The organism is Kribbella sp. NPDC031520 (assembly GCF_055580825.1).
The window spans coordinates 95201-114754 of sequence record NZ_JBVIKS010000008.1; the positions used below are offsets into that span (position 1 = coordinate 95201).

At 68.8% G+C, this 19554-nt stretch carries 18 protein-coding genes; 3 read left to right on the plus strand and 15 right to left on the minus strand.

Annotated elements, in window-relative coordinates; genetic code table 11:
* Positions 1 to 37 precede the first annotated feature (37 nt).
* The 6 genes from ACZ5BU_RS34540 to ACZ5BU_RS34565 form a co-directional block, all read right to left on the minus strand.
* On the minus strand, positions 38 to 1384 hold the full coding sequence (locus ACZ5BU_RS34540) for a lytic transglycosylase domain-containing protein (RefSeq protein ID WP_465704852.1): 1347 nt from the start codon (positions 1382 to 1384) through the stop codon (positions 38 to 40).
* Between the two features lie 256 nt (positions 1385 to 1640).
* Complete coding sequence (ffh, locus tag ACZ5BU_RS34545; protein ID WP_465704854.1) at positions 1641 to 3200, minus strand: signal recognition particle protein; 1560 nt, start codon at positions 3198 to 3200, stop codon at positions 1641 to 1643.
* Between the two features lie 41 nt (positions 3201 to 3241).
* Complete coding sequence (locus ACZ5BU_RS34550) at positions 3242 to 4294, minus strand: DUF2332 domain-containing protein (protein ID WP_465704855.1); 1053 nt, start codon at positions 4292 to 4294, stop codon at positions 3242 to 3244.
* A 9-nt stretch (positions 4295 to 4303) separates the two neighbouring features.
* Entirely contained in the window at positions 4304 to 6562 is a 2259-nt protein-coding gene (locus ACZ5BU_RS34555) for a [protein-PII] uridylyltransferase (protein ID WP_465704857.1), read from the minus strand.
* Positions 6563 to 6901, minus strand: a complete 339-nt coding sequence (locus ACZ5BU_RS34560; RefSeq protein ID WP_465704859.1) for a P-II family nitrogen regulator — start codon at positions 6899 to 6901, stop codon at positions 6563 to 6565.
* Positions 6898 to 8235: an ammonium transporter gene (locus ACZ5BU_RS34565; protein WP_465704861.1), complete on the minus strand. Its 1338-nt coding sequence runs from the start codon at positions 8233 to 8235 to the stop codon at positions 6898 to 6900. Before ACZ5BU_RS34565 ends, ACZ5BU_RS34560 begins: the two co-directional genes overlap by 4 nt.
* A 417-nt stretch (positions 8236 to 8652) precedes the next feature.
* On the opposite strand from ACZ5BU_RS34565, the gene ACZ5BU_RS34570 reads away from it, so the two are divergent.
* Entirely contained in the window at positions 8653 to 9201 is a 549-nt protein-coding gene (locus ACZ5BU_RS34570) for a TetR/AcrR family transcriptional regulator (protein WP_465704863.1), read from the plus strand.
* Between the two features lie 26 nt (positions 9202 to 9227).
* On the opposite strand, the gene ACZ5BU_RS34575 is transcribed toward ACZ5BU_RS34570, so the two are convergent.
* Genes ACZ5BU_RS34575 through ACZ5BU_RS34585 form a run of 3 tightly spaced genes read right to left on the minus strand, consistent with a single transcriptional unit; the run spans position 9228 to position 10839 of the window.
* Positions 9228 to 9416, minus strand: coding sequence for a hypothetical protein (locus ACZ5BU_RS34575; RefSeq protein WP_465704865.1), 189 nt, complete (start codon positions 9414 to 9416; stop codon positions 9228 to 9230).
* On the minus strand, positions 9413 to 9856 hold the full coding sequence (locus tag ACZ5BU_RS34580) for an RNA polymerase sigma factor (protein WP_465704867.1): 444 nt from the start codon (positions 9854 to 9856) through the stop codon (positions 9413 to 9415). Before ACZ5BU_RS34580 ends, ACZ5BU_RS34575 begins: the two co-directional genes overlap by 4 nt.
* A gap of 26 nt (positions 9857 to 9882) precedes the next feature.
* Positions 9883 to 10839 carry an NAD(P)/FAD-dependent oxidoreductase gene (locus ACZ5BU_RS34585; protein ID WP_465704869.1) on the minus strand — a complete coding sequence of 319 codons (957 nt, stop codon included), beginning with the start codon at positions 10837 to 10839 and terminating at the stop codon, positions 9883 to 9885.
* A gap of 50 nt (positions 10840 to 10889) precedes the next feature.
* Between ACZ5BU_RS34585 and ACZ5BU_RS34590 the strand changes: the two genes are divergently transcribed.
* Both ACZ5BU_RS34590 and ACZ5BU_RS34595 read left to right on the plus strand, forming a co-directional pair.
* On the plus strand, positions 10890 to 11465 hold the full coding sequence (locus ACZ5BU_RS34590) for an XRE family transcriptional regulator (protein ID WP_465704871.1): 576 nt from the start codon (positions 10890 to 10892) through the stop codon (positions 11463 to 11465).
* A gap of 13 nt (positions 11466 to 11478) precedes the next feature.
* The gene (locus ACZ5BU_RS34595; protein WP_465704873.1) at positions 11479 to 12438 is read left to right on the plus strand and encodes an asparaginase; all 960 of its coding nucleotides are present in this window, start codon (positions 11479 to 11481) and stop codon (positions 12436 to 12438) included.
* Here the strand turns inward: ACZ5BU_RS34595 and ACZ5BU_RS34600 are convergent.
* The 6 genes from ACZ5BU_RS34600 to cydB form a co-directional block, all read right to left on the minus strand.
* Positions 12435 to 13640, minus strand: coding sequence for an RNA polymerase sigma factor (locus ACZ5BU_RS34600; RefSeq protein ID WP_465704875.1), 1206 nt, complete (start codon positions 13638 to 13640; stop codon positions 12435 to 12437). The genes ACZ5BU_RS34595 and ACZ5BU_RS34600 overlap by 4 nt on opposite strands.
* Complete coding sequence (locus ACZ5BU_RS34605; RefSeq protein ID WP_465704877.1) at positions 13618 to 14025, minus strand: YciI family protein; 408 nt, start codon at positions 14023 to 14025, stop codon at positions 13618 to 13620. Before ACZ5BU_RS34605 ends, ACZ5BU_RS34600 begins: the two co-directional genes overlap by 23 nt.
* Positions 14026 to 14088: 63 nt before the next feature.
* Entirely contained in the window at positions 14089 to 15255 is a 1167-nt protein-coding gene (gene ftsY, locus ACZ5BU_RS34610; RefSeq protein WP_465705165.1) for a signal recognition particle-docking protein FtsY, read from the minus strand.
* 79 nt (positions 15256 to 15334) lie between these two features.
* On the minus strand, positions 15335 to 16951 hold the full coding sequence (gene cydC, locus ACZ5BU_RS34615) for a thiol reductant ABC exporter subunit CydC (protein WP_465704879.1): 1617 nt from the start codon (positions 16949 to 16951) through the stop codon (positions 15335 to 15337).
* Complete coding sequence (cydD, locus tag ACZ5BU_RS34620; protein ID WP_465704880.1) at positions 16948 to 18573, minus strand: thiol reductant ABC exporter subunit CydD; 1626 nt, start codon at positions 18571 to 18573, stop codon at positions 16948 to 16950. Before cydD ends, cydC begins: the two co-directional genes overlap by 4 nt.
* Complete coding sequence (gene cydB, locus ACZ5BU_RS34625) at positions 18570 to 19550, minus strand: cytochrome d ubiquinol oxidase subunit II (RefSeq protein ID WP_465704882.1); 981 nt, start codon at positions 19548 to 19550, stop codon at positions 18570 to 18572. The genes cydD and cydB overlap by 4 nt, the downstream gene beginning before the upstream one ends.
* Between the last annotated feature and the right edge of the window lie 4 nt (positions 19551 to 19554).

The window sequence follows — 19554 nt, forward strand, 5'->3', positions numbered from 1 at the left end:
AACGAAGCCGGCTACCTCGGCGACGGTTGGGACCGGCTCAGTTCGCCGGCTGGGACGCCGACGGGGCGGTCGAGTCACAGGAGCCCGGCGGCGTGGTAGGCGTGGTGGTCGGCGAGTCCGACGGCGTCGTGGTCGGGGTCTCCGTCGGCGTCGTGGTCGGCGAGCAGCTCGGGTCCGGACTCGTCGGCGGCGTCGTCGGCGGAGTGGTGGGCGGCGTCGTCGGCGGGGTGGTCGGCGGGGTCGACGGCGGCGTGGTCGGGCTCGTCGGCGGCGTCGTCGGGGTGCTCGGCGGGGTCGTCGGCGTCTTGGTCGGCGACGTGGAGCCCGGGCCGTTCGTCGGCTTCGGGGTGGTCGGCTTGGCGGTCACGCCGGACGTCGGCTTCGACGTCGTCGGTACGACGGTCGGCCGGGTCGTCGTACCGGTCGTCGGCGCCGTCGTCGGGACCGTGGTCGGCGGGCTGGTCGGCGTCGTGGTCGTCGTCCGCCGGCCGTCCTTGTCCTCGGCGTTGCCGTCGTCGCCCGGGACGACGATCTGTCCCGGCTTGTCCGGGATGCTCACGGTGTCCTTGCTGTACGACTGCATCCAGCGCAGCACGGTGGACACGTAGTCCATCGAGTGGTTGTAGCTCAGCACCGCCTGCACCAGGCCCTGCGGGTCGGACAGGTTCGCGCCGCCGGAGCAGAGGTAGTCCCCCGCCGCGCGGGCCGCGTCGAACACGTTGTGCGGGTCCTTCACGCCGTCACCGTTGCCGTCGGCACCGAACGTCCTCCAGGTGCCAGGGATGAACTGCATCGGCCCGACGGCGCGGTCCCACGTCGCGTTCCCGTCGTACACGCCCTGGTCGGTGTCGGCGATGGCCGCAGTACCAGGGCCGCCGTCGAGGACCGGGCCGAGGATCTTGCCGCGGGTGTTGCCTGATCCGTCGACCTTGCCGCCGCTGGCGTGGTCGGACTCGACCTTGCCGATCCCGGCCAGCAGCGGCCAGGTGATGTGGCAGCCCGGCATCGACATGGCCAGATCGCGGGCGGCCTTCTGGTACGCCGCCAGCACGGTGCCGGGGATACCCGAGGCGTCCCCGAACGCGGCGGGTATCGGCTGCACGGTGCCGTCGGTCGTACCGGTGACCGGGACGACGATCGTGGACTTCGCCTGCGACGGGAGGCTGCCGTCGACGCCCGGCTGGTCCGGGACGTTGTTCGCCAGGTCGTCGAAGACCGCGTCCTGGCGCGGCGCGGCCAGCGCGTGCGCGTCGACGACGAACGTGTTCGAGGTGACTCCGCCGACCACGAACACGGCGACCATGGCGGTGGGCGGAGCCAGGCAGACCCAGGTGGCGGTCAACTTTCCCCGCCAGGTGTCCAGGTTCTTGAACTGCTGCCTCATCCGAACCGTCCTCGACGCATTCCGCAGTGGTGTGTCTCTCGGGCGTAGGGACGATCTTAACCGCCGGAAGGTCGGCCACAACCGGAGCCGGTGCGCCGTGACCGAGTACCGAACAGGCAAGTTCAGCAACTCGTCCCCGGGTGTTCACTCCCCCACGTCCACCACAGTAGGCCGCGGACAGCACTCGGCGCGCCGGGTGAACGGACGACGTTCCGCCATCCGTTCGGCCGACGCGAAGCTGCCCTTTCGGGAAGGGTCAGTTGCCGCCGAGCATCTTCTTCAGGTCGTCCGGCAGCTCGAAGTCGCCGCCGTTCTGGCCGCCGCCGAAGGCCGCGGGCAGCTGACCCGGCTGCGGGGTCTGCGGCTGGTTGCCCTGGTTCGCCCGCTTGGCGGGGTTGCCGGAGCCGCGCTTCTTGCCCTTCTTCTGCTGTTGCTGCTTGGCCTTCCGGCCGCCGCCGCCCATCCCGGGCATGCCGGGCATCCCGGGCATCCCCGGCAGGCCCTTGCCGGAGGCCATCGCGGCCATCATCTTGCGGGCCTCGAAGAACCGCTCGACCAGGCCGCTGACGGTGGCCACCTCGGTACCGGACCCCTTCGCGATCCGGGCCCGGCGGGAACCGTTGATGATCGTCGGGTCGTTCCGCTCCGCCGGCGTCATCGAGTGGATGACCGCCTCGATCCGGTCGACCTCGCGCTCGTCGAAGTTCTCCAGCTGGTCCTTGAACTGGTTCGCACCGGGCAGCATGCCGAAGATCTTGGTCAGCGGGCCCATCTTGCGGACCGACTGCATCTGGGCGAGGAAGTCGTCCAGGGTGAAGTCCTTGCCGCCCTTCTTCGCCAGCTTGGCCGCGGTCTTCGCGGCCTCCTCGGCGTCGAAGGTGCGTTCCGCCTGCTCGATCAGGCTGAGTACGTCACCCATGCCGAGGATCCGGGACGCCATCCGGTCCGGGTGGAAGACGTCGAAGTCCTCGAGCTTCTCGCCGTTCGACGCGAACATCACCTGGCGGCCGGTGACCTGCGCGATCGACAGCGCGGCACCACCGCGGGCGTCACCGTCGAGCTTGGACAGGACGACGCCGTCGAAGCCGACGCCGTCCAGGAAGGCCTGCGCCGTGGTGACCGCGTCCTGACCGATCATCGCGTCGACCACGAACAGGATCTCGTCCGGGCTGACCGCGTCGCGGATGTCCGCGGCCTGCTTCATCAGCTCCTCGTCGACACCCAGCCGGCCGGCGGTGTCGACGATCACCACGCTGTGCTGCTTGGACCGTGCTTCGTCCATCGCCTTGCGGGCCACGTCGACCGGGTCGCCGACGCCGTTTCCCGGCTCGGGCGCGTACACCGGTACGCCGGCGCGCTGGCCGACGACCTGGAGCTGGGTGACCGCGTTCGGCCGCTGCAGGTCGGCCGCGACCAGCATCGGGGTCTGGTGCCGGGTCTCCTTCAGCCACTTGGCGAGCTTGCCGGCCAGGGTGGTCTTACCGGCACCCTGCAGACCGGCGAGCATGATCACCGTCGGCGGCCGCTTCGCCATCCGCAGCTCGCGGGTCTCGCCACCGAGGATCTTGACCAGTTCCTCGTTGACGATCTTGATCACCTGCTGCGCCGGGTTCAGCCCGCCGCGTACGTCGCTACCGCTGGCGCGTTCCTTCATCGCCGCGATGAACTCCCGCACCACCGGCAGCGCGACATCCGCCTCCAGCAACGCGATCCGGATCTCCCGGGCGGTCGCGTCGATGTCGGCGTCGGTCAGCTTGCCCTTGCCCCGCAGATTCTTGAACGCGGTGGAGAGCCGATCGGAAAGCGTGTCGAACACGAGAAACAGTCCGTTTCCTCGAAGCGATGAACTCCCCGAGTCTACCGGCCCGGCCAGACGAGGTCTTGGCCGTGGGGGGTGGCGGTACCCAGGGTGCGGGTTTTGCCAGTGGGCCAGGTTTGTAGGTCTACGCGGAACTCGTAGCCGTCGGAGCCGCGGTCGTGGGTCAGGACTCGGTGGGGTTCGAGGCTCAGGTGGGCTAAGGGGGCGGAGTGGGTGGCCTGGGCGCCGAGCTCGGCCAGGCGTGCTTCGATGGCGGCTCGGTCCGGGCGGCGGAGGTACTGCCACATGATCGAGTGCCAGACGACCGTGACGTGGCCTTCCGACAGCTCCAAGGCATGTAGGAACGAGACCGCCTCCTCTCGCCGTACGTCGGCCGGTACGTCGTGGGCGATCGCCAGCGCACCACGCAGCCGCGCCAAGCGGTCAGCCATGTCGGGCCAGACGTACGACGTCAACGTGAGCGCACCGCTCGGCGTCAGCGGGTTCACGGGCGCGATGTCGCACCCGACCCGCTCAGCGATCCGCAGGTCCACCGACGGCACCCGTCCGGTCCAAGCTGACGAGAACACCACAGGACTGTCAGCAGGCCCGTACGACGTCCCGCCGGCCTCGTAGCGGAACCGGTCTGCTCGCAGGTTCAACCCACCACTCGCACCGATCTCGAACAGCCGTACCGGCAGCGGTACCGCCTCCACCAGCTGCAGCAGGCCGCCGTACAGGGCAGCCGCCCGACCCACCTCGTTCGTCTGCGGCGGCTGTGTCAGCAGCGACCGCACCTCCCCCAGCCGCGACTGCAGCAGCTGCTCGAACGCTTCCCAGCCGAGCACTGGGTCCCACGTCCCGCCCACGCTCGTGTAGAACGCCGCCAGCTCAGGAGCCGTACCGGACAGCACCAGCCCGTGTACGGCGGCCAGCAGCCGCAGCCCGATCGCCTCGCCGAAAGAACGGTTCTCGTACCCCTCCAGCGCCCTGACGGAGACTCCACCGACCTCGTAGTCGTCGACGAGCAGCCGGAGCAGCTCGGCGTACATCGGAGAGCCCAGGTCCTCACAGGCGGTGGCCTGTCGCTGCAGTGCCTCTACAAGATCCACGTAGTGAGGTTAGAAGCTCAGCCGATCCAGCACCGACTTGGCCGTCGTCCGCGCGTCCTCTGGTTCCAGGGGAGCGCCATGGCGATCAGTCAGGTAGAAGACGTCCACGCACTCGGCACCGAGCGTGCTGACATGTGCAGACCGAATATCCGCACCAGTAGCAGCGATCGCCGCAGTCACGTCGTACATGAGCCCTGGACGGTCATGCGCCCGCACCTGTAGCACCGTGGCCGTCTCGGACGCGTCTGACAACAAGTCGACCCTGCTGGCAACCCGCGGCTGCGCCGAGTCCCGGGCGGCCAACCGCCGTACGACGTCCGCCGAGTCCCGGAGCGCTACCGCCAGCCGGTCCCGCAGACGCACCGGATCGGGAGGTGATCCAGCAACGGTCCACTGCGAGATACCCAGCCCGTCAACAGAGGTGACGACAGCAGACCGCACAGCGAGCCGCTCAACAGCCAGCACGGCGGCAACCGTCGACAGGGTCCCCACTTGATCGGGTACCGCGACGTTCACGCGCAGGTCGCCGTGGTGATCGGACACCGTGACGCCAAGACGCCCGACACCGACGACCTGGTGCAGTACAGGTACCGGAACAGGAGGGGTGTCGCTCCACATGCTCTCGCCGCCGCCTGCGAGCTCACCGCGTACCCGCCGGCACAGCTCTCCTACGAGCCGCATCCGCCACGGCGACGACGCGGCAGGACCAGCCGCGCGCGCATCGGCGTACGTCAACGCCTCCAGCAGGTCCAGGGTCTCGGTGCTGTGGACGATGCCGGCGACCATGTCCACCGTCATCGGGTCTTCAAGATCGCGCCGCGTGGCGACCTGCGCGAGCATGAGGTGCTGGCGGACCAGCAACGTGATGGTGTCGGCGTCAGCCTCACTGAAGCCGATCCGGCGCGCTACCCGCGCCGCAATGCCCGCACCGGTGACGCTGTGGTCGCCGTCGAGCGCCTTACCGAGGTCGTGCAGCAGAGCAGCCACCAGCAACAGGTCCGGCCGCCGTACGTCACGCACCATCGAAGAGGCCTCGACACAGGTCTCGAGCAGGTGCCTGTCGACAGTGAACCGGTGGATCGCCGACTGCGGCGGCCGGAACCGTACTGCATCCCACTCGGGCAGGAGCCGCGAGATGTACCCAGCCTGGTCCAGCGCCTCCCATACCTCGAGCAGACCGGACCCAGCACCGAGCAGCGCGCACAGCAATCGCCGTGCCTCCCCCGGCCACGGCTCCGGCAGCTCAGCAGCCGACGACGCCAGCCGTGCGCACACAGCAGGCGACAGGACGAGCTCACGGTCCGCAGCGACCGCAGCAGCGCGCAGACCGAGCACAGCGTCGCGCTCTGGCCGCGCGTCCGGCATCAGCACGACCTCACCCTCGTGCTGGCCAACTCCCTCGTCCAGCGCAAGCAGTAGCGGTCCACCGGTCCGCTGGCGGCGCCTGGAGCGCGGCGGCTTCGTGATCAGGCTCTCGACGCGTCGCCACGACACGTCACACACATGCGCCAGCGTTCGCCCGGTCGCGTACACATGCCGCAGCAGCTCGTCCCGACCCGACAAGCCGAGCCCCGCCGCGACCTCACCGGCCAGGTCGGCCACCAGCCGGTCCGTCGCGCGCCCGGCGACCTCGTGCAGTACGTCGCGGATCTCGAGCAGATCGCGCCGTGCCCGCTCCACCACGGGATGCGGTACGTCGACGAGCCACGACGCCACGAGCGCCCGCAGTACGACGGCGTCGCGCAGACCGCCGTACGCCTCCTTGAGGTCGGGTTCCGCGAGGTGCGCGAGCTCTCCGACGTTGGAGGCCCGGTCACGGCAGGCCTGGGCCAGACCGGGCAGCCGGGACTTCGCCGTACGTCTCCAGTCGGCCATGAGCACAGACCGGAGCTGCAGCGTCAGGTGCGTGTCACCGGCGACATGCCTCGCGTCGAGCAGGCCCAGCGCCACCCTGTCGTCCGCAGCGGCTGCCTGCTGCGCGTCGGCCAGCGTGCGCACGCTGTGGTCCAGCTTGGTCCTGGAGTCCCACAGCGGGTACCAGATCTGGGCAGCCAGCTCGTCGATCCGCGGGTACCCCTCGGCGTGCACGAGCATCACGTCGAGGTCGCTGTACGGCGAGAGCTCCTCGCGGCCGTATCCGCCTACAGCGACGAGGGCGACGCCCTCGGTAGGTACACCGAGGGCGTCGCAGGCCTTCGCCAGCAGCAGTTGCAGCAGCTCGTCCGCCTCGAGGGCCCGAACCCGCCGCTGCTCTGCGCGGTCAACCATCTAGAGTGCGTCTCCGTCCAGCTCGCCGGTGCGGACCCTCACGATCGTCTCCACCGGGGTGACCCAGACCTTGCCGTCACCGATCTTGCCGGTCTGGGCGGCCTTCACGATCACGTCCACGACGTCAGCGCTGTCGCCGTCCTCGACGACCACCTCGAGGCGCACCTTCGGCACCAGGTCCACCTCGTACTCCGCGCCGCGGTAGACCTCGGTGTGGCCCTTCTGCCGGCCGTAGCCGCTCGCCTCGGTGACCGTCATACCGGTGACCCCGAACGTCTCCAGCGCGGCCCGCACGTCGTCGAGCTTGTGCGGCTTAACCACCGCGGTGACCAGCTTCATGCCTTGACACCTTCCTTCTCCGAAGCGTCGGTGGTCCCATTCTCGGTCTCAGCGGGGGCGGGGCGCGTCCCCAGCATGCCGCGCAGGCCCGCTGCGCTCAGGAAGTCGTACGCCGTCTCAGCGTGCTCGACCTGGTCGACACCGGTGATCTCGTCGTCCTCCTTGAGCCGGAAGCCGATCGTCTTGTCGATCACCTTGCCGAGGATGAACGCGACGGTGAAGGAGTACACGCCGACGACCAGGTTGGCCAGCGCCTGCCGGCCGAGCTGGGTGGCACCGCCACCGTAGAACAGGCCGTCCACGGCCGACGGCGCCGCCGCCGTACCGAACAGGCCGATCGCGAGCGAACCGAACAGACCGCCGACGAAGTGCACACCGACCACGTCGAGGGAGTCGTCGAAGCCGAGCTTGTACTTCAGCGAGACCGCGAAGGCGCAGATCGCACCGGCCAGCACACCGACGGCGATCGCGCCGAGCGGGGTGACCGCACCACAGGACGGGGTGATCGCGACCAGACCGGCGACCGCGCCGGAGGCCATACCCAGCGTGGTGGCCTTGCCGTGCGTGAGCCGCTCGACGATCAGCCAGCCGATCACCGCCGCGGCGGTGGCGACCTGGGTGTTCACGAAGGTGACCGAAGCGGTGGTGCCGGCGCTCAGCGCGGAGCCGGCGTTGAAGCCGAACCAGCCGAACCACAGCAGACCGGCGCCGAGGATCACCAGCGGCAGGCTGTGCGGCCGCATCGGGTCCTTCTTCCAGCCGATCCGCTTGCCGAGCACGATCGCCAGCGCGAGCGCGGCAGCACCGGCGTTCAGGTGGACCGCCGTACCTCCGGCGAAGTCGACCGCCTTGAGCTTGTCACCGATCCAGCCACCGTTGCCCTTGTCCAGGAACCACACGGAGTGCGCGACCGGGAAGTACACGAGCAGGGTCCAGCCGACCACGAACGCGATCCAGCCGCGGAACGTCGCCCGGTCGGCGATCGCGCCGGAGATCAGCGCGGGGGTGATGATCGCGAACATCAGCTGGAACGCGACGAATGCGAGCGTGGGCGTCGTCCCGCTCACCGCGTCCGGCGAGAGCAGGCCCTTGAGGCCTACCTCGGAGAAGTCTCCGATCACGTGCCCGGTGTCACCCGCGAACGTCAGCGAGTAGCCGACCACCACCCAGAGGATGGTCACGACGGCGATGGTGATGAAGCTCATCATCATCATGTTCAGCACGCTCTTCACGCGCACCATGCCGCCGTAGAAGAAAGCCAGGCCCGGTGTCATCAGCATCACCAGAGCGGCGCTTGCCAGGACCCAGGCGGTATCGCCGGGCACAATCGTCATGAGCGTCGTCCCTTCCATGTTCTGAGGTAGCCGGCGTCCTCAGTCGGGAAGCTCCACAACGCCGGGGAGCCCGCCGCACGGCCACATCGCAAACGGTGTCGGCGCGCCGTTTCAGCCGATCGGTCCGTTTGTTTCAGGCATGTGACAAAGCGCCTCCCCAGGTGACATCGAGGTGACATCGGCGGTCCAGTGAGCGTCCGAGGACGCTGCGTCCACAACGCGGCACCTGGCAGAGAGGCTCCGCCGCCCACTACGCAGCGGAGTGTGGCACTCTGGCCTGGACCACACGGGCCCGCAGCCGCGCCACTGCACCCGTCCTACCTGGGGAACGACGAAATGGAGCCGAACTACGGGGTGAGGCCGCGACGCGGCAGACCACGGGACCCGGAAGCGGAACCGAGGATCCGCAGGTATGCCGTGCAACTGCTGCTGGAGCGGGGATTCGACGGAATGACGGTGGACGACGTCGCCGAGGCCGCGGGGGTCGGCAAGGCGACGATCTACCGGCGGTGGGCCAGCAAGGAGCTGCTCGCCAACGACGCGATGGCCGACCTGTTCGATCTGGAGATCCCGGACGCCGACACCGGTTCGATCGCCGGTGACCTGCGCCAGGTCTACCGGGTCGCACTGGCCTTCGCGAACAGTGAGCGCGGCCGGGCGATGATCCGGCTCGCGGTCTCGGAGGCGAACCGCGACGAGAGGTCGGCCGCCGTCTACCGAGCGGTACTGGAACGCCGGATCGAACTGACCCGGGAAGCGCTGGAACGCGCCCGGGAGCGGGGCGAACCGATCAAGGACACCGCGGATCCGGTGTTGATGGTGGAGTGGCTGGCCGGGGTGTTCGTGATCCGGGCACTGACCGGGCAGCCGATGCCACCGGTCGAGGACGCCGACAGCCTGGTCGACGTCACCCTGCGGGCAGTTCTGGACCTGGACATGCCAACGGACAACTCGACGGACAGCTGACCGCCCTCGATCGGGCCGGCCCGGACCTAGCCGGCCTCGATCACGATCGACACCACGATCAACGCGACGATCACCAGCAGTACGGAGTACATCACCGCCCTGCGCCGGCGCTGCCGTGTCCTCAGGCCCCCGGCCCAAGCAGCGTCCGCCAGATCAGGCTCCGGCAAGTCGTCGCCCGCCTGCAACAGCAGCGGTGGCACGTCCTCACGTCTCATCGAGCGTCCCGCCAGTTTCCCGCACCCAGCGCCGTACGGAAGCGTCCGAGTGCGCTCAGGCCGTGGGCGTGTACGGCGGTATGCGACATCCCGAGCAGGTCCGCGATCTCGAACTCGGTCAGCTCCTCCAGGTGCAGCAGTACGAACACCGTGCGCTGTGCGGGCGTCAGCGCGGCCAGTGCGAGCTTCACCTGATCCTCCTCGCCGACGAACGGCTTCGTACGGTTCCACGGCCTCAGAACGGGCTGGTAGAGCAGGCGCTGCACGAAGACGTCCGGGTCGTCCACCCGCGGCCAGCGCATCGAGAGCTGTGTGAAGGCGTGCAGCAGTGCAGCTTCGGCTCGTTGCAGGTCGCCGTACACGAGGTACGTCGTACGTAACCATCTGGCCTGTCGTGCATCGACGAACGAGGCGAAATCCGGGTCGACCGTGTCGCGCATCCGACCTCCCGGGGCTATTCAACTCCTCAACTACTGCGCGCTGCTACAGCCAGACGCGTCTCTTCGTTGATCAGGTCGAAGTTGATACCGGCCGCGGTCATCAGACCGGCCGCAGCGGACGGCAACACCTGTGCCATCGGATTGCTGACGTTGCCGGCCGCGAACACGCCGGGGACTTCGGTAGCGCCCATGGCGTCGACCTGGATCGCAGTACCGACCTCTACCCCGTTGGCCTCGACCATGGTCGTTTCCAGACCCAGGTCGGCCAAGAACCCGGCACGGGCGCGAACAGTCGTTTGAATCGCCAGGGCCTGTCGCGGGACGACCGTGCCACCCTCCAGCCGTACGCCGGTGATCCTGCCGTCGGCCACTTCCACCTGCTCGACTTTGCCTTGTACTACAGCGATTCCACGCGCAGCCAGCTGCTCCCACTGCTCGTCGGTCGGCTCCGGTGCAGTGTGCAGGAACAGCGTCACGTCGTCGCTCAGCTGCCGGAAGAGCAGCACTTGGTGCATCGCCATCGGGCTGGTCGCCAGTACGCCGATGGCCTGGTCCTTCACCTCCCAGCCGTGGCAGTACGGGCAGTGCACTACGTCCTTCCCCCAGCGTTCAGCCAGCCCAGGTACGTCGGGCAACACGTCTGTGAGCCCTGTGGTGATCAGCAGCCGCCTGCTGCGGTACGGCGTACCGTCTGCGAGCTCCACCACGAAACCGTCGTCGTCACGCCGCGCGGCCGTCACGGTGCCGTCTGCGAACTCACCGCCGTACCCCTGCACCTCCTGGCGGCCGAGGGCGTAGATCTCGGCGGGCGGTACACCGTCCCGGGTGAGGAAGTTGTGCACTCCGTCGGCGGGTGCGTTCCGGGGCATGCCGTCGTCGATGACCAGCACCGACCGGCGCGACCGGGCCAGCGCCAGCGCCCCGCTCAGCCCGGCCGCACCGCCGCCGATCACGATCACGTCGTACTTCGTCTGAAAGGTCATGATCCGAGAGTGCGTGGTGGTTTTCACTTTCGACAAGTAATGTTGCCGGTATGGCAAACGACGAGGATGTTCTCGAGTCGGTCGGACCGCGGCTACGGGCGCTTCGCCTCGAGCGCGGTACGACACTGTCGCAACTGTCCGACGCCACCGGGATCTCGGTGAGCACTCTGTCCCGCCTGGAGTCCGGGCAGCGCAGGCCGACGCTGGAGCTGCTCCTGCCGCTGGCGCGGGCGCACCAGGTGCAGCTGGACGAGCTGGTGGACGCGCCGCCGACGGGCGACCCGCGGATCTACCCGAAGCCGATCAAACGGCACGGCGCGATCCTCATCCCGCTCAGCCGGCGGCCGGGTGGGCTGCAGGCGATCAAGCAGATCCTCCCGGAGGGCTACCCGGGCAACGACATCGAGCAGAAGACCCACGAGGGCTACGACTGGTTCTACGTGCTGTCGGGCCGGATCCGGCTCAAGCTGGGCGATCAGGACTTCGTCGTCAACGAGGGTGAGGTGGCCGAGTTCGATTGCCGGGTGCCGCACTGGTTCTCCAACCCGGGTCCTGGACCGGCCGAGGTGCTATGTCTGTTCGGCCCGCAGGGGGAGCGGCTGCACGTCAGAGCACGCACCAAATGACAGGAGACATTCAGTGAGCGTCGCGTTGTTCACCTTGGGCGGGACGATCTCGATGGCCGGCAACCGTCGGCTGACCGGTGACGACCTCACCGCAGCCATGCCTGGGCTGCCCGACCTCGGGCACCAGGTGGAGATCCAGGACATCGAGAAGGTCCCCAGCGCCAACCTGACCGCAGCGAAGCTGCTGGAGGTCGTCGACGCTGCCTCCAAGGCCGTGGCGGCCGGCGCGGCCGGGGCAGTGGTCACGCAGGGCACCGACACACTCGAAGAGAGCGCCTTCCTCGGCGACCTGGTCTGGCCGCACCCGCAACCGCTTGTGTTCACAGGGGCGATGCGCAACCCGACCCTGGCCGGCCCTGACGGCCCCGCGAACCTCCTGGCCGCTCTACGCGTCGCCTGCTCCCCTGCGGCACGTGACCTCGGCGCACTGGTCGTCTTCAAGGAGGAGATCCACGCAGCGCGCTGGGTCCGCAAGACACACAGCACGAGTACGGCGACGTTCGCGTCACCGAACACCGGGCCGATCGGACACGTCGTCGAGGACCAGGTGCGGGTTCTTACCCGCCCGCAGCGGCTGGACGGCGTACAGGGCAGCGCTGAACCCACTGAGCTCGACCGCGTTCACGTGGCGCTCTACACCGTCACACTGGACGACGACGGCCTGCTGCTTCAGGGGCTTGCCGACACACACCAGGGCCTGGTCGTAGCCGGGTACGGCGTCGGCCACGTGCCGGCCGCGCTCGCTCCGGTGCTCGGTGAGCTGGCCACGCGGATCCCGGTCGTGCTGACGTCACGCACCGGCGCGGGTTCCGTCGTACGCAACACGTACCACTCCCCCGGCTCGGAGGCCGATCTGTTGCAGCGCGGGCTGATCGACGGCGGGTTCCTCGATCCGTACAAGGCGCGCGTCCTACTTCGGTTGCTGTTGGCAACGGACGACGACGTCGCGACGGCGTTCTCGCAGTACGCCTAGCTGAGCGAGGCGGCCTTCGCCATCAGGTAGTCACGTTCCGGCAGGCTCGTCGTACCGCGGGCCGCCGCGCGGAAGTGTTCCGCGGCGGTCCCGCGGTCGCCCAGCATCTCGTACAGGTGGCCGCGGGTGGCGTCCAGGCGGTAGTGCCCGGCCAGTTCGGCGTCCAGCGGTTCGAGCAGCTTCAGGCCGGCGTCAGGACCGTCGACCATCGCGGCGGCGATCGCCCGGTTGAGCTTCACCATCGGGTTGCCCGACAGGTTCTCCAGCAGGCCGTACAGCGCGAGGATCTGCGGCCAGTCGGTCTCCTCGGCCCGGTCCACCTCGTCGTGCAGCGCGGCGATCGCCGCCTGCAGCTGGTACTCCCCCAGCGGTGGCGTGTCGAACGCCTCGACCGCGAGCTCCACACCTTCGGTGATGTACTCGTGGTTCCACAGCGACCGGTCCTGCTCAGCCAGCGGGATGAGCTCCCCGCCCTTACCAGTCCGTGCTGCGCGCCTGGCGTCGGTCAGCAGCATCAGGGCAAGCAGGCCGGTCACCTGGCCGTCCTCAGGCAGCTGAGCGTGTACGGCGCGCGTCAGGCGGATCGCCTCACTCGACAGGTCGCTACGGTGCAGCTCAGGCCCGCTGGAGCTGGTGTAGCCCTCGTTGAACATCAGGTAGAGCACGTGCAGCACGTTGCGCAGCCGGTCCGGGTCAGCGTCCAGCTCGAAGCTGGCGCCTTTGAGCTTCGACTTGGCGCGGCTGATCCGCTGCGCCATCGTCGCCTCCGGTACGAGGTACGCCGTGGCGATCTCGGCGGTGGTGAGCCCGCCGACGGCTCTCAGCGTCAGCGCGATCGCTGACGCCGGGGTCAGCTCGGGGTGGCAGCAGAGGAACAGCAGCCGGAGGGTGTCGTCGTACTCCTCCACCTCTCCCAGCGGAACCTCGCGGAGCGCTGCGCGTTCTTCACGGCGCCGCCTGGCCTGCTGCTGCCGTACCTCGTCGATGAAGCGTCTCGAGGCCGTCTGGATCAGCCAGGCCTTCGGGTTGTCAGGACGGCCGTCCCGCGGCCAGGTGGTCGCGGCCGCGAGCAGGGCCTCCTGTACGGCGTCCTCGGCCGCGGCGAAGTCACCGGACCAGCGCACGACGGCACCGACGACCTGCGGCGTCAGCTCCCGCAGCAGGTCCTCGAATCCTCCGTCAGAAGTCTTGGAGATCGCCATCCGAATCCATCAGCCGGCGTACTTCGATCGGTTGCTCCAGCGGTACGCCGCCCGGCCCGGGAGCGCTGGACTGCTCCGCCGCGATCTCCAGCGCCCGCTCCTCCGACTCCACGTCGATCAACGTGTAACCGGCCAGCACTTCCTTGGACTCGGCGTACGGACCGTCGGTGAGCACCGGCGCGCTCACGCCGTTCGCCCGCACCACCTTGGCGTGCTTGGGCCAGGTCAGCCCGTTCACCTCGACCAGTTCACCACTCTGCCGCAGGCGCTCGATGCTGTCGCCCAGGTGCTTCAGGTGGGCGTCCATGTCGGCCTTGTCCCACTCCAGCATCGGGACGTCGCAGTTCCCGCCGTCCATGTTCATCAGCAGCATGAACTTCGTCATCAGGTCCTCCTAGGTACGGGTGTTGTTCTACCCGGAGACGGAGCCGCTGGCCGGTTCTCTACATCAGTCCAGCAGGGCGTCGACGAACTGCTCGGGGTCGAACGGGGCCAGGTCGTCGGGGCCCTCGCCGAGGCCGACCAGCTTCACCGGTACGCCGAGTTCCCGCTGGACGGCGATCACGATGCCGCCCTTCGCCGTACCGTCCAGCTTGGTCAGCACCAGGCCCGTGACGTTGATGACCTCCGCGAACACCCGGGCCTGGGTGAGGCCGTTCTGACCGGTGGTGGCGTCGATGACCAGCAGGACCTCGTCCACCTCGGCGGTCTTCTCGATCACCCGCTTCACCTTGCCGAGCTCGTCCATCAGACCGGTCTTGGTGTGCAGGCGGCCGGCGGTGTCGACGAGTACGACGTCCGCCTCCTCCTCGATGCCTTCCTTGACCGCGTCGAACGCGATGCTGGCCGGGTCGCCGCCCTCCGGACCCCGCACCGTACGGGCACCGACTCGCTCACCCCAGGTCTGCAACTGGTCGGCGGCGGCCGCACGGAAGGTGTCGGCGGCACCGAGGACGACGTGTTTGTCCTCGGCGATCAGCACCCGGGCCAGGCGCCCGACGGTGGTGGTCTTGCCGGTACCGTTCACGCCGACCATCAGGACGACGGCGGGCTGACCGTTCTTGCGGCTCGCGTTCAGCGACCGGTCCATCGACGGGTCGACCAGGCTCACCAGCTCCTCGCGGAGGATCTCCCTGGCCTGGGCGGCGCCGACACCCTCGACACGCATCCGGGTGCGCAGCTTCTCGACCAGCTCCTGCGTAGGCGCCACACCGACGTCCGCGGTGATCAGCGTGGTCTCGATGTCCTCCCAGGCCTCGTCGTCGAGCTTGTCCCGGGACAGCAGCGCAAGCAGGCCCTTGCCGAGCGAGCCCTGCGAACGGGCCAGGCGGGCGCGCAGCCGGACCAGACGGCCCTGTGCGGACTCGGGCTTCTCGAGCGTCGTCGTCGCTTCCGGCAGCTCGGTGTCCTCGAGCGTGCGGGTCGGTGTGTCGCGCGGCTCCTCGGCGTCGTCACCGACCTTCGGCTCAGTGGCCTCCGGGGCCTCGACCGCCGGCTTGGTGGCCGACGGCAACTCTCCGCGGCGCCTGCGGGCGACGACCAGGCCGGTGGTACCGACGACCAGGACGACCGCGATCACGACCACGATCGTGATCAACGCCTGGTCGGTCAGCATCGGGAGGAGCATCGAGATGAGCTGTGGGATCAACACGGTTCCCCATCTTGACAGACGCCCGGCCCGCCGCACGCATTCGTCACGTCAGGCAAACATGCTGTCGCGGTACGTGAGGGGGTACCAGCTCGTGGCGGTGGGTGAGCAGGACCACCGTCCGATCGCCGGCAGCTGCGAACAGGTCGGCCAGCAGGGCGCGGCCGGTCTCCTCGTCCAGATGCTCGGTGGGCTCGTCCAGGACGAGGACGTCGCGCTCGGCCAGCAGGAGGCGGGCGAACGCGAGCCGCTGACGTTCCCCGCCCGACAGGCGGGCGCCGTGCTCGCCGACCATCGTGTCGAGGCCGTCGGGCAGGTTCTCGACGAAGATTCCCAGGCGGGCGCGGTAGAGGGCCTTCCAGAGCTGTAGGTCGCTCACGCCTGGCCTGGCGAGGAGGAGGTTCTCGCGGATGGTCGTGTCGAAGACGTGGCTCTCCTGGGTCAGCAGGCCTACTACTGAGCGCACCTGGTCGCCGTCGAGCTTGGAGAGGTCTACGCCGTCCAGGAGCACCTCTCCGCCGCGGGGCTCGAGGAAACGGAGCAGTACGGCTGCCAGGGTGCTCTTGCCCGAGCCGCTCGGGCCGGTGATCACTACCCGGCTCCCGGCGGGCAGGTCGAGGCTGAGGCCGTCTAGCACGTCTGTGTCGTCGTACCCGACCCGTAGCAGGTTCACGTGGAGGTCGCGGCCGGGTGGGAGCGAGAGCGGGTAGTCCGGCTCGGTTACTGGTTGTGGGGCGTCGATGAGTTCTTGGACCCGGGCCAGGGAGGCTCGTACGCGGATGGCCAGCTGGGCGGCTGCGGGGATGCCACCGAGTACGTCGGCCAGGGCCAGCGGAGTGAGGACGAGTACGGCGAAGACGGCGCCGGTGATGTTCACCGTACTGCCGAGGACGAGGGCTGCGACGCTGGCGCCGCCGACGCACAGTACTAGGAGGGCGCTGCCGAGGCCGGCGCTCCAAGCGGATCGGCGTTCTGCGGCGGCTAGGCGGGCGTCGCGGTCTGTGAAGTCTTGTAGGACGGTGTCGACCGCGTTGTAGGCCAGTACGTCGGCTGCGGTGAGCAGGGTCTCAGTCGTGGCGGCTGCTACGTCTCCACGGGCGCCGGCGAGGGTTCGCTCGGCGTGGTGGGCGGTGCGGGCGGTGAGCCACGGTACGACGGTGCAGGCCACGAGAACTGCCAGGGCGACCGCTGCACCGGCTGCCGGTAGCAGCAGCGCCAGCAGACCTACTGTCGCCGCCGCGGTGACCGTAGCAACCGCCACAGGCAGAAGCACCCGCAGCCACAGGTCCAGTACCGCATCCACATCCAGCACCAACCGCGCCAGCAGATCCCCCTTCCGCTGGCCGCTCAGCGGCGCAAGCTTCTCCAGCCGCCCGGTGATCCGTCCCCGGGTCTCCCCCAGCACGCGATAAGCCGCGTCATGCCCCACCAGCCGCTCGACGTACCGGAAAACACCACGCCCCACCCCGAACGCCCGCACAGCCACAATCGGCACCATCAACAACAACACAGGAGGCTGAGCCGAAGCCGCCGTAATCAACCAAGCCGAGGTAGCCAACAACCCAACCGAGGCCCCAGCAGCTGCCACCCCAAGCACCAGAGCCAACACCAGCCGCCACCCAACACCACCACGCGGCCGAGCCAACTCCCACCCCAGGTTCATGCGTTTACCAGCTCTCTTGCTTCTACGGTGACTGTGCGGTCAGCGGCGGCTATCAGCGCTGGGCGGTGGGCGACCATCAGGATCGTTTTGCCGGTGGAGCGTAGGCCGTGGATTACTGCGGCTTCTGTTTCGGCGTCCAGGCCGGCGGTGGGTTCGTCGAGCAACAGGACTGGGGCCTCGGTGAGGAGGGCTCGGGCGAGGGCTACGCGGCGTTGCTGGCCTCCAGAGAGTTGTTGGCCCTGCTCGCCCACCGGCTTGTCGAGCGGTAGGTCGGCGGCACCGGCGGTCACCAGCGCCCGGTGGACTTCGGCGTCGGTGGCGTCGGGACGGCCTAGGCGGACGTTGTCGGCGACCGTGCCCAGGCGGAGGCCAGGAGTCTGCGGGACCCAGGCGAACTGGCGGCGCCACTCGACCGGGTCGAACTCGTCGGCGGCGCTCCCGCCCGCCACGACGACCCCGCGGTCGGGGGTGACGAAGCCATGCAGGACGGAGAGGACGGTTGACTTTCCGGCGCCGCTCGGGCCGGTAAGGGCGACTACCTCGCCGGGATGGAGCTCCAGGTCGAAGGAGTCGAGGGCCGGCTCAGAGCGGCCCGGGTACGTCACCGTCACGTCGTACAGCTGCAACGGCGTCACCCGCAGATCAGGTACGTCCGAACGCTCCCCCCGCACCGGCAGCGGCGTCTCCAGTACGCGGAAAACCTCTTCGCTCGCCGCCACCCCGTCCGCGCTCGCATGGAACTGCATCCCGACCTGCCGCAACGGCAGGTAAGCCTCCGGCGCCAGGATCAGCACCATCAACGCCGTCTCCAGCCCCAGCTTCCCATCCACCAGCCGCAGGCCAACCCCGACCGCAACCAGCGCCACCGACAAGCTGGCCAGCAACTCCAGAGCGAACGACGACAAGAACGCGACCCGCAAGCTCCCCATCGACGCAGCCCGGTGCTGATCGGTCACGCGACGTACGGAGGACTCCTGCGCCTTGGCGCGACCGAACAGCTTCAGCGTGGTCAGTCCACCGACCACATCCGCAAAGTGATGCGCCAGCACCGCCAGCGCATGCTGCCGACGCCGACTGCGGGCTTGAGTCACCCACCCGATCAGCACCATGAAGATCGGGATCAACGGCAACGTGACCAGTACGGTCCCCGCAGCGATCAGGTCACCAGTAGCCATCCACCCGATCACCCCAGCGGGCACGGTGGACGCCAGCACGAGCTGCGGCAGGTAGCGGGCGAAGTACGGGTCAAGATCGTCCAGGCCCTTGGTCAGCAGGGCCGTGAGCGCACTACTGCGTTCACCGCTCAGCCACACCGGCCCGAGCTTCAACGAGTGCTCCAGCACCTGCCGGCGCAGCGTCGACTTCACCGCGGCCGCAGCACGCTGCGCGACCACCTCCTGCGCCCACACCAGCAAAGCCCGCCCAACCACCACAGCACCCAGACCCCACGCGACCGCACCGACCCCACTGCCACGCAGTACGACGCCCGCGATGCCATGCGCGAGCAGCACCGCCTGCACGATGATCAGCACGCCGCTGACGACACCGATCACCACAGACGCGACCAGGAACACCCGGGCACCACGTGCACGCCGCAGCAGTCGCGGGTCGAGGGGCTTCACGCGGCCACCACCCGCTTACGGAACACCCAGTACGTCCAGCCCTGGTACAGCAGGACCAGCGGCAGGAAGATCGCCGTGATGATCGTCATCGCCTTGAGCGTGTACGGCGACGAGGCCGCGTCGACTGCGGTGAGGGAAGTGCCTGGAAGCGTCGACGGCATCACGTCCGGGAAGAGCGCGACGAACAACGACACCACGGCCAGTCCGATCGCGACCGTCGTGCCGATGAAGGCCCAGCCCTCACGCCGCAGTACGTTCGCGACCAGCCCGCCGGCGAAGGCGACGATCGCAGCGACGGTCAGCACCACCGACACCGTGTCACCCCGCAGCGCCTGTGCCCAGACCAGGAACGCGATCGTGAGAACCGCCGCGACCGCTCCCGTACGAGTGGCGAGCCGGTTCGCGCGGACCCGCAGGTCATCGGTGGTCCGCAGCGCCAGGAAGATCGCGCCGTGCGTGACGAAGACCGCAACGAACGTCAGCCCGCCGAGCAGCGCGAACGGGTTCAGCAACGTCCCGAAGCTGCCGACGTACTCGTGCCCTGCATCCAGCGGTACGCCGCGCACGATGTTGCCGAAGGCAACGCCCCAGAGCAGTGCCGGCAGTACCGACCCGACCACGATCATGAGGTCCATCCGCGACCGCCAGACCGGATCGTCCCGTTTGCCGCGGTACTCCAGCGCGACGCCACGCACGATCAGCCCGACCAGGATGAAGAACAGCGGCAGGTAGAACCCACTGAACAGCGTCGCGTACCACTCCGGGAACGCCGCGAACGTCGCCGCGCCGGCCATGATCAGCCACACCTCGTTGCCGTCCCAGACCGGCCCGATGGTCTCGATCGCGGCCCGCCGCTCCGTCTCGTTCCGGCCCAGCACGCGGTACAGCATGCCGACGCCGAAGTCGAAGCCCTCGAGCACGAAGTACCCGGTCCACAGCATCGCGATCGCGATGAACCACACAGTGGTCAGTTCCATCTCG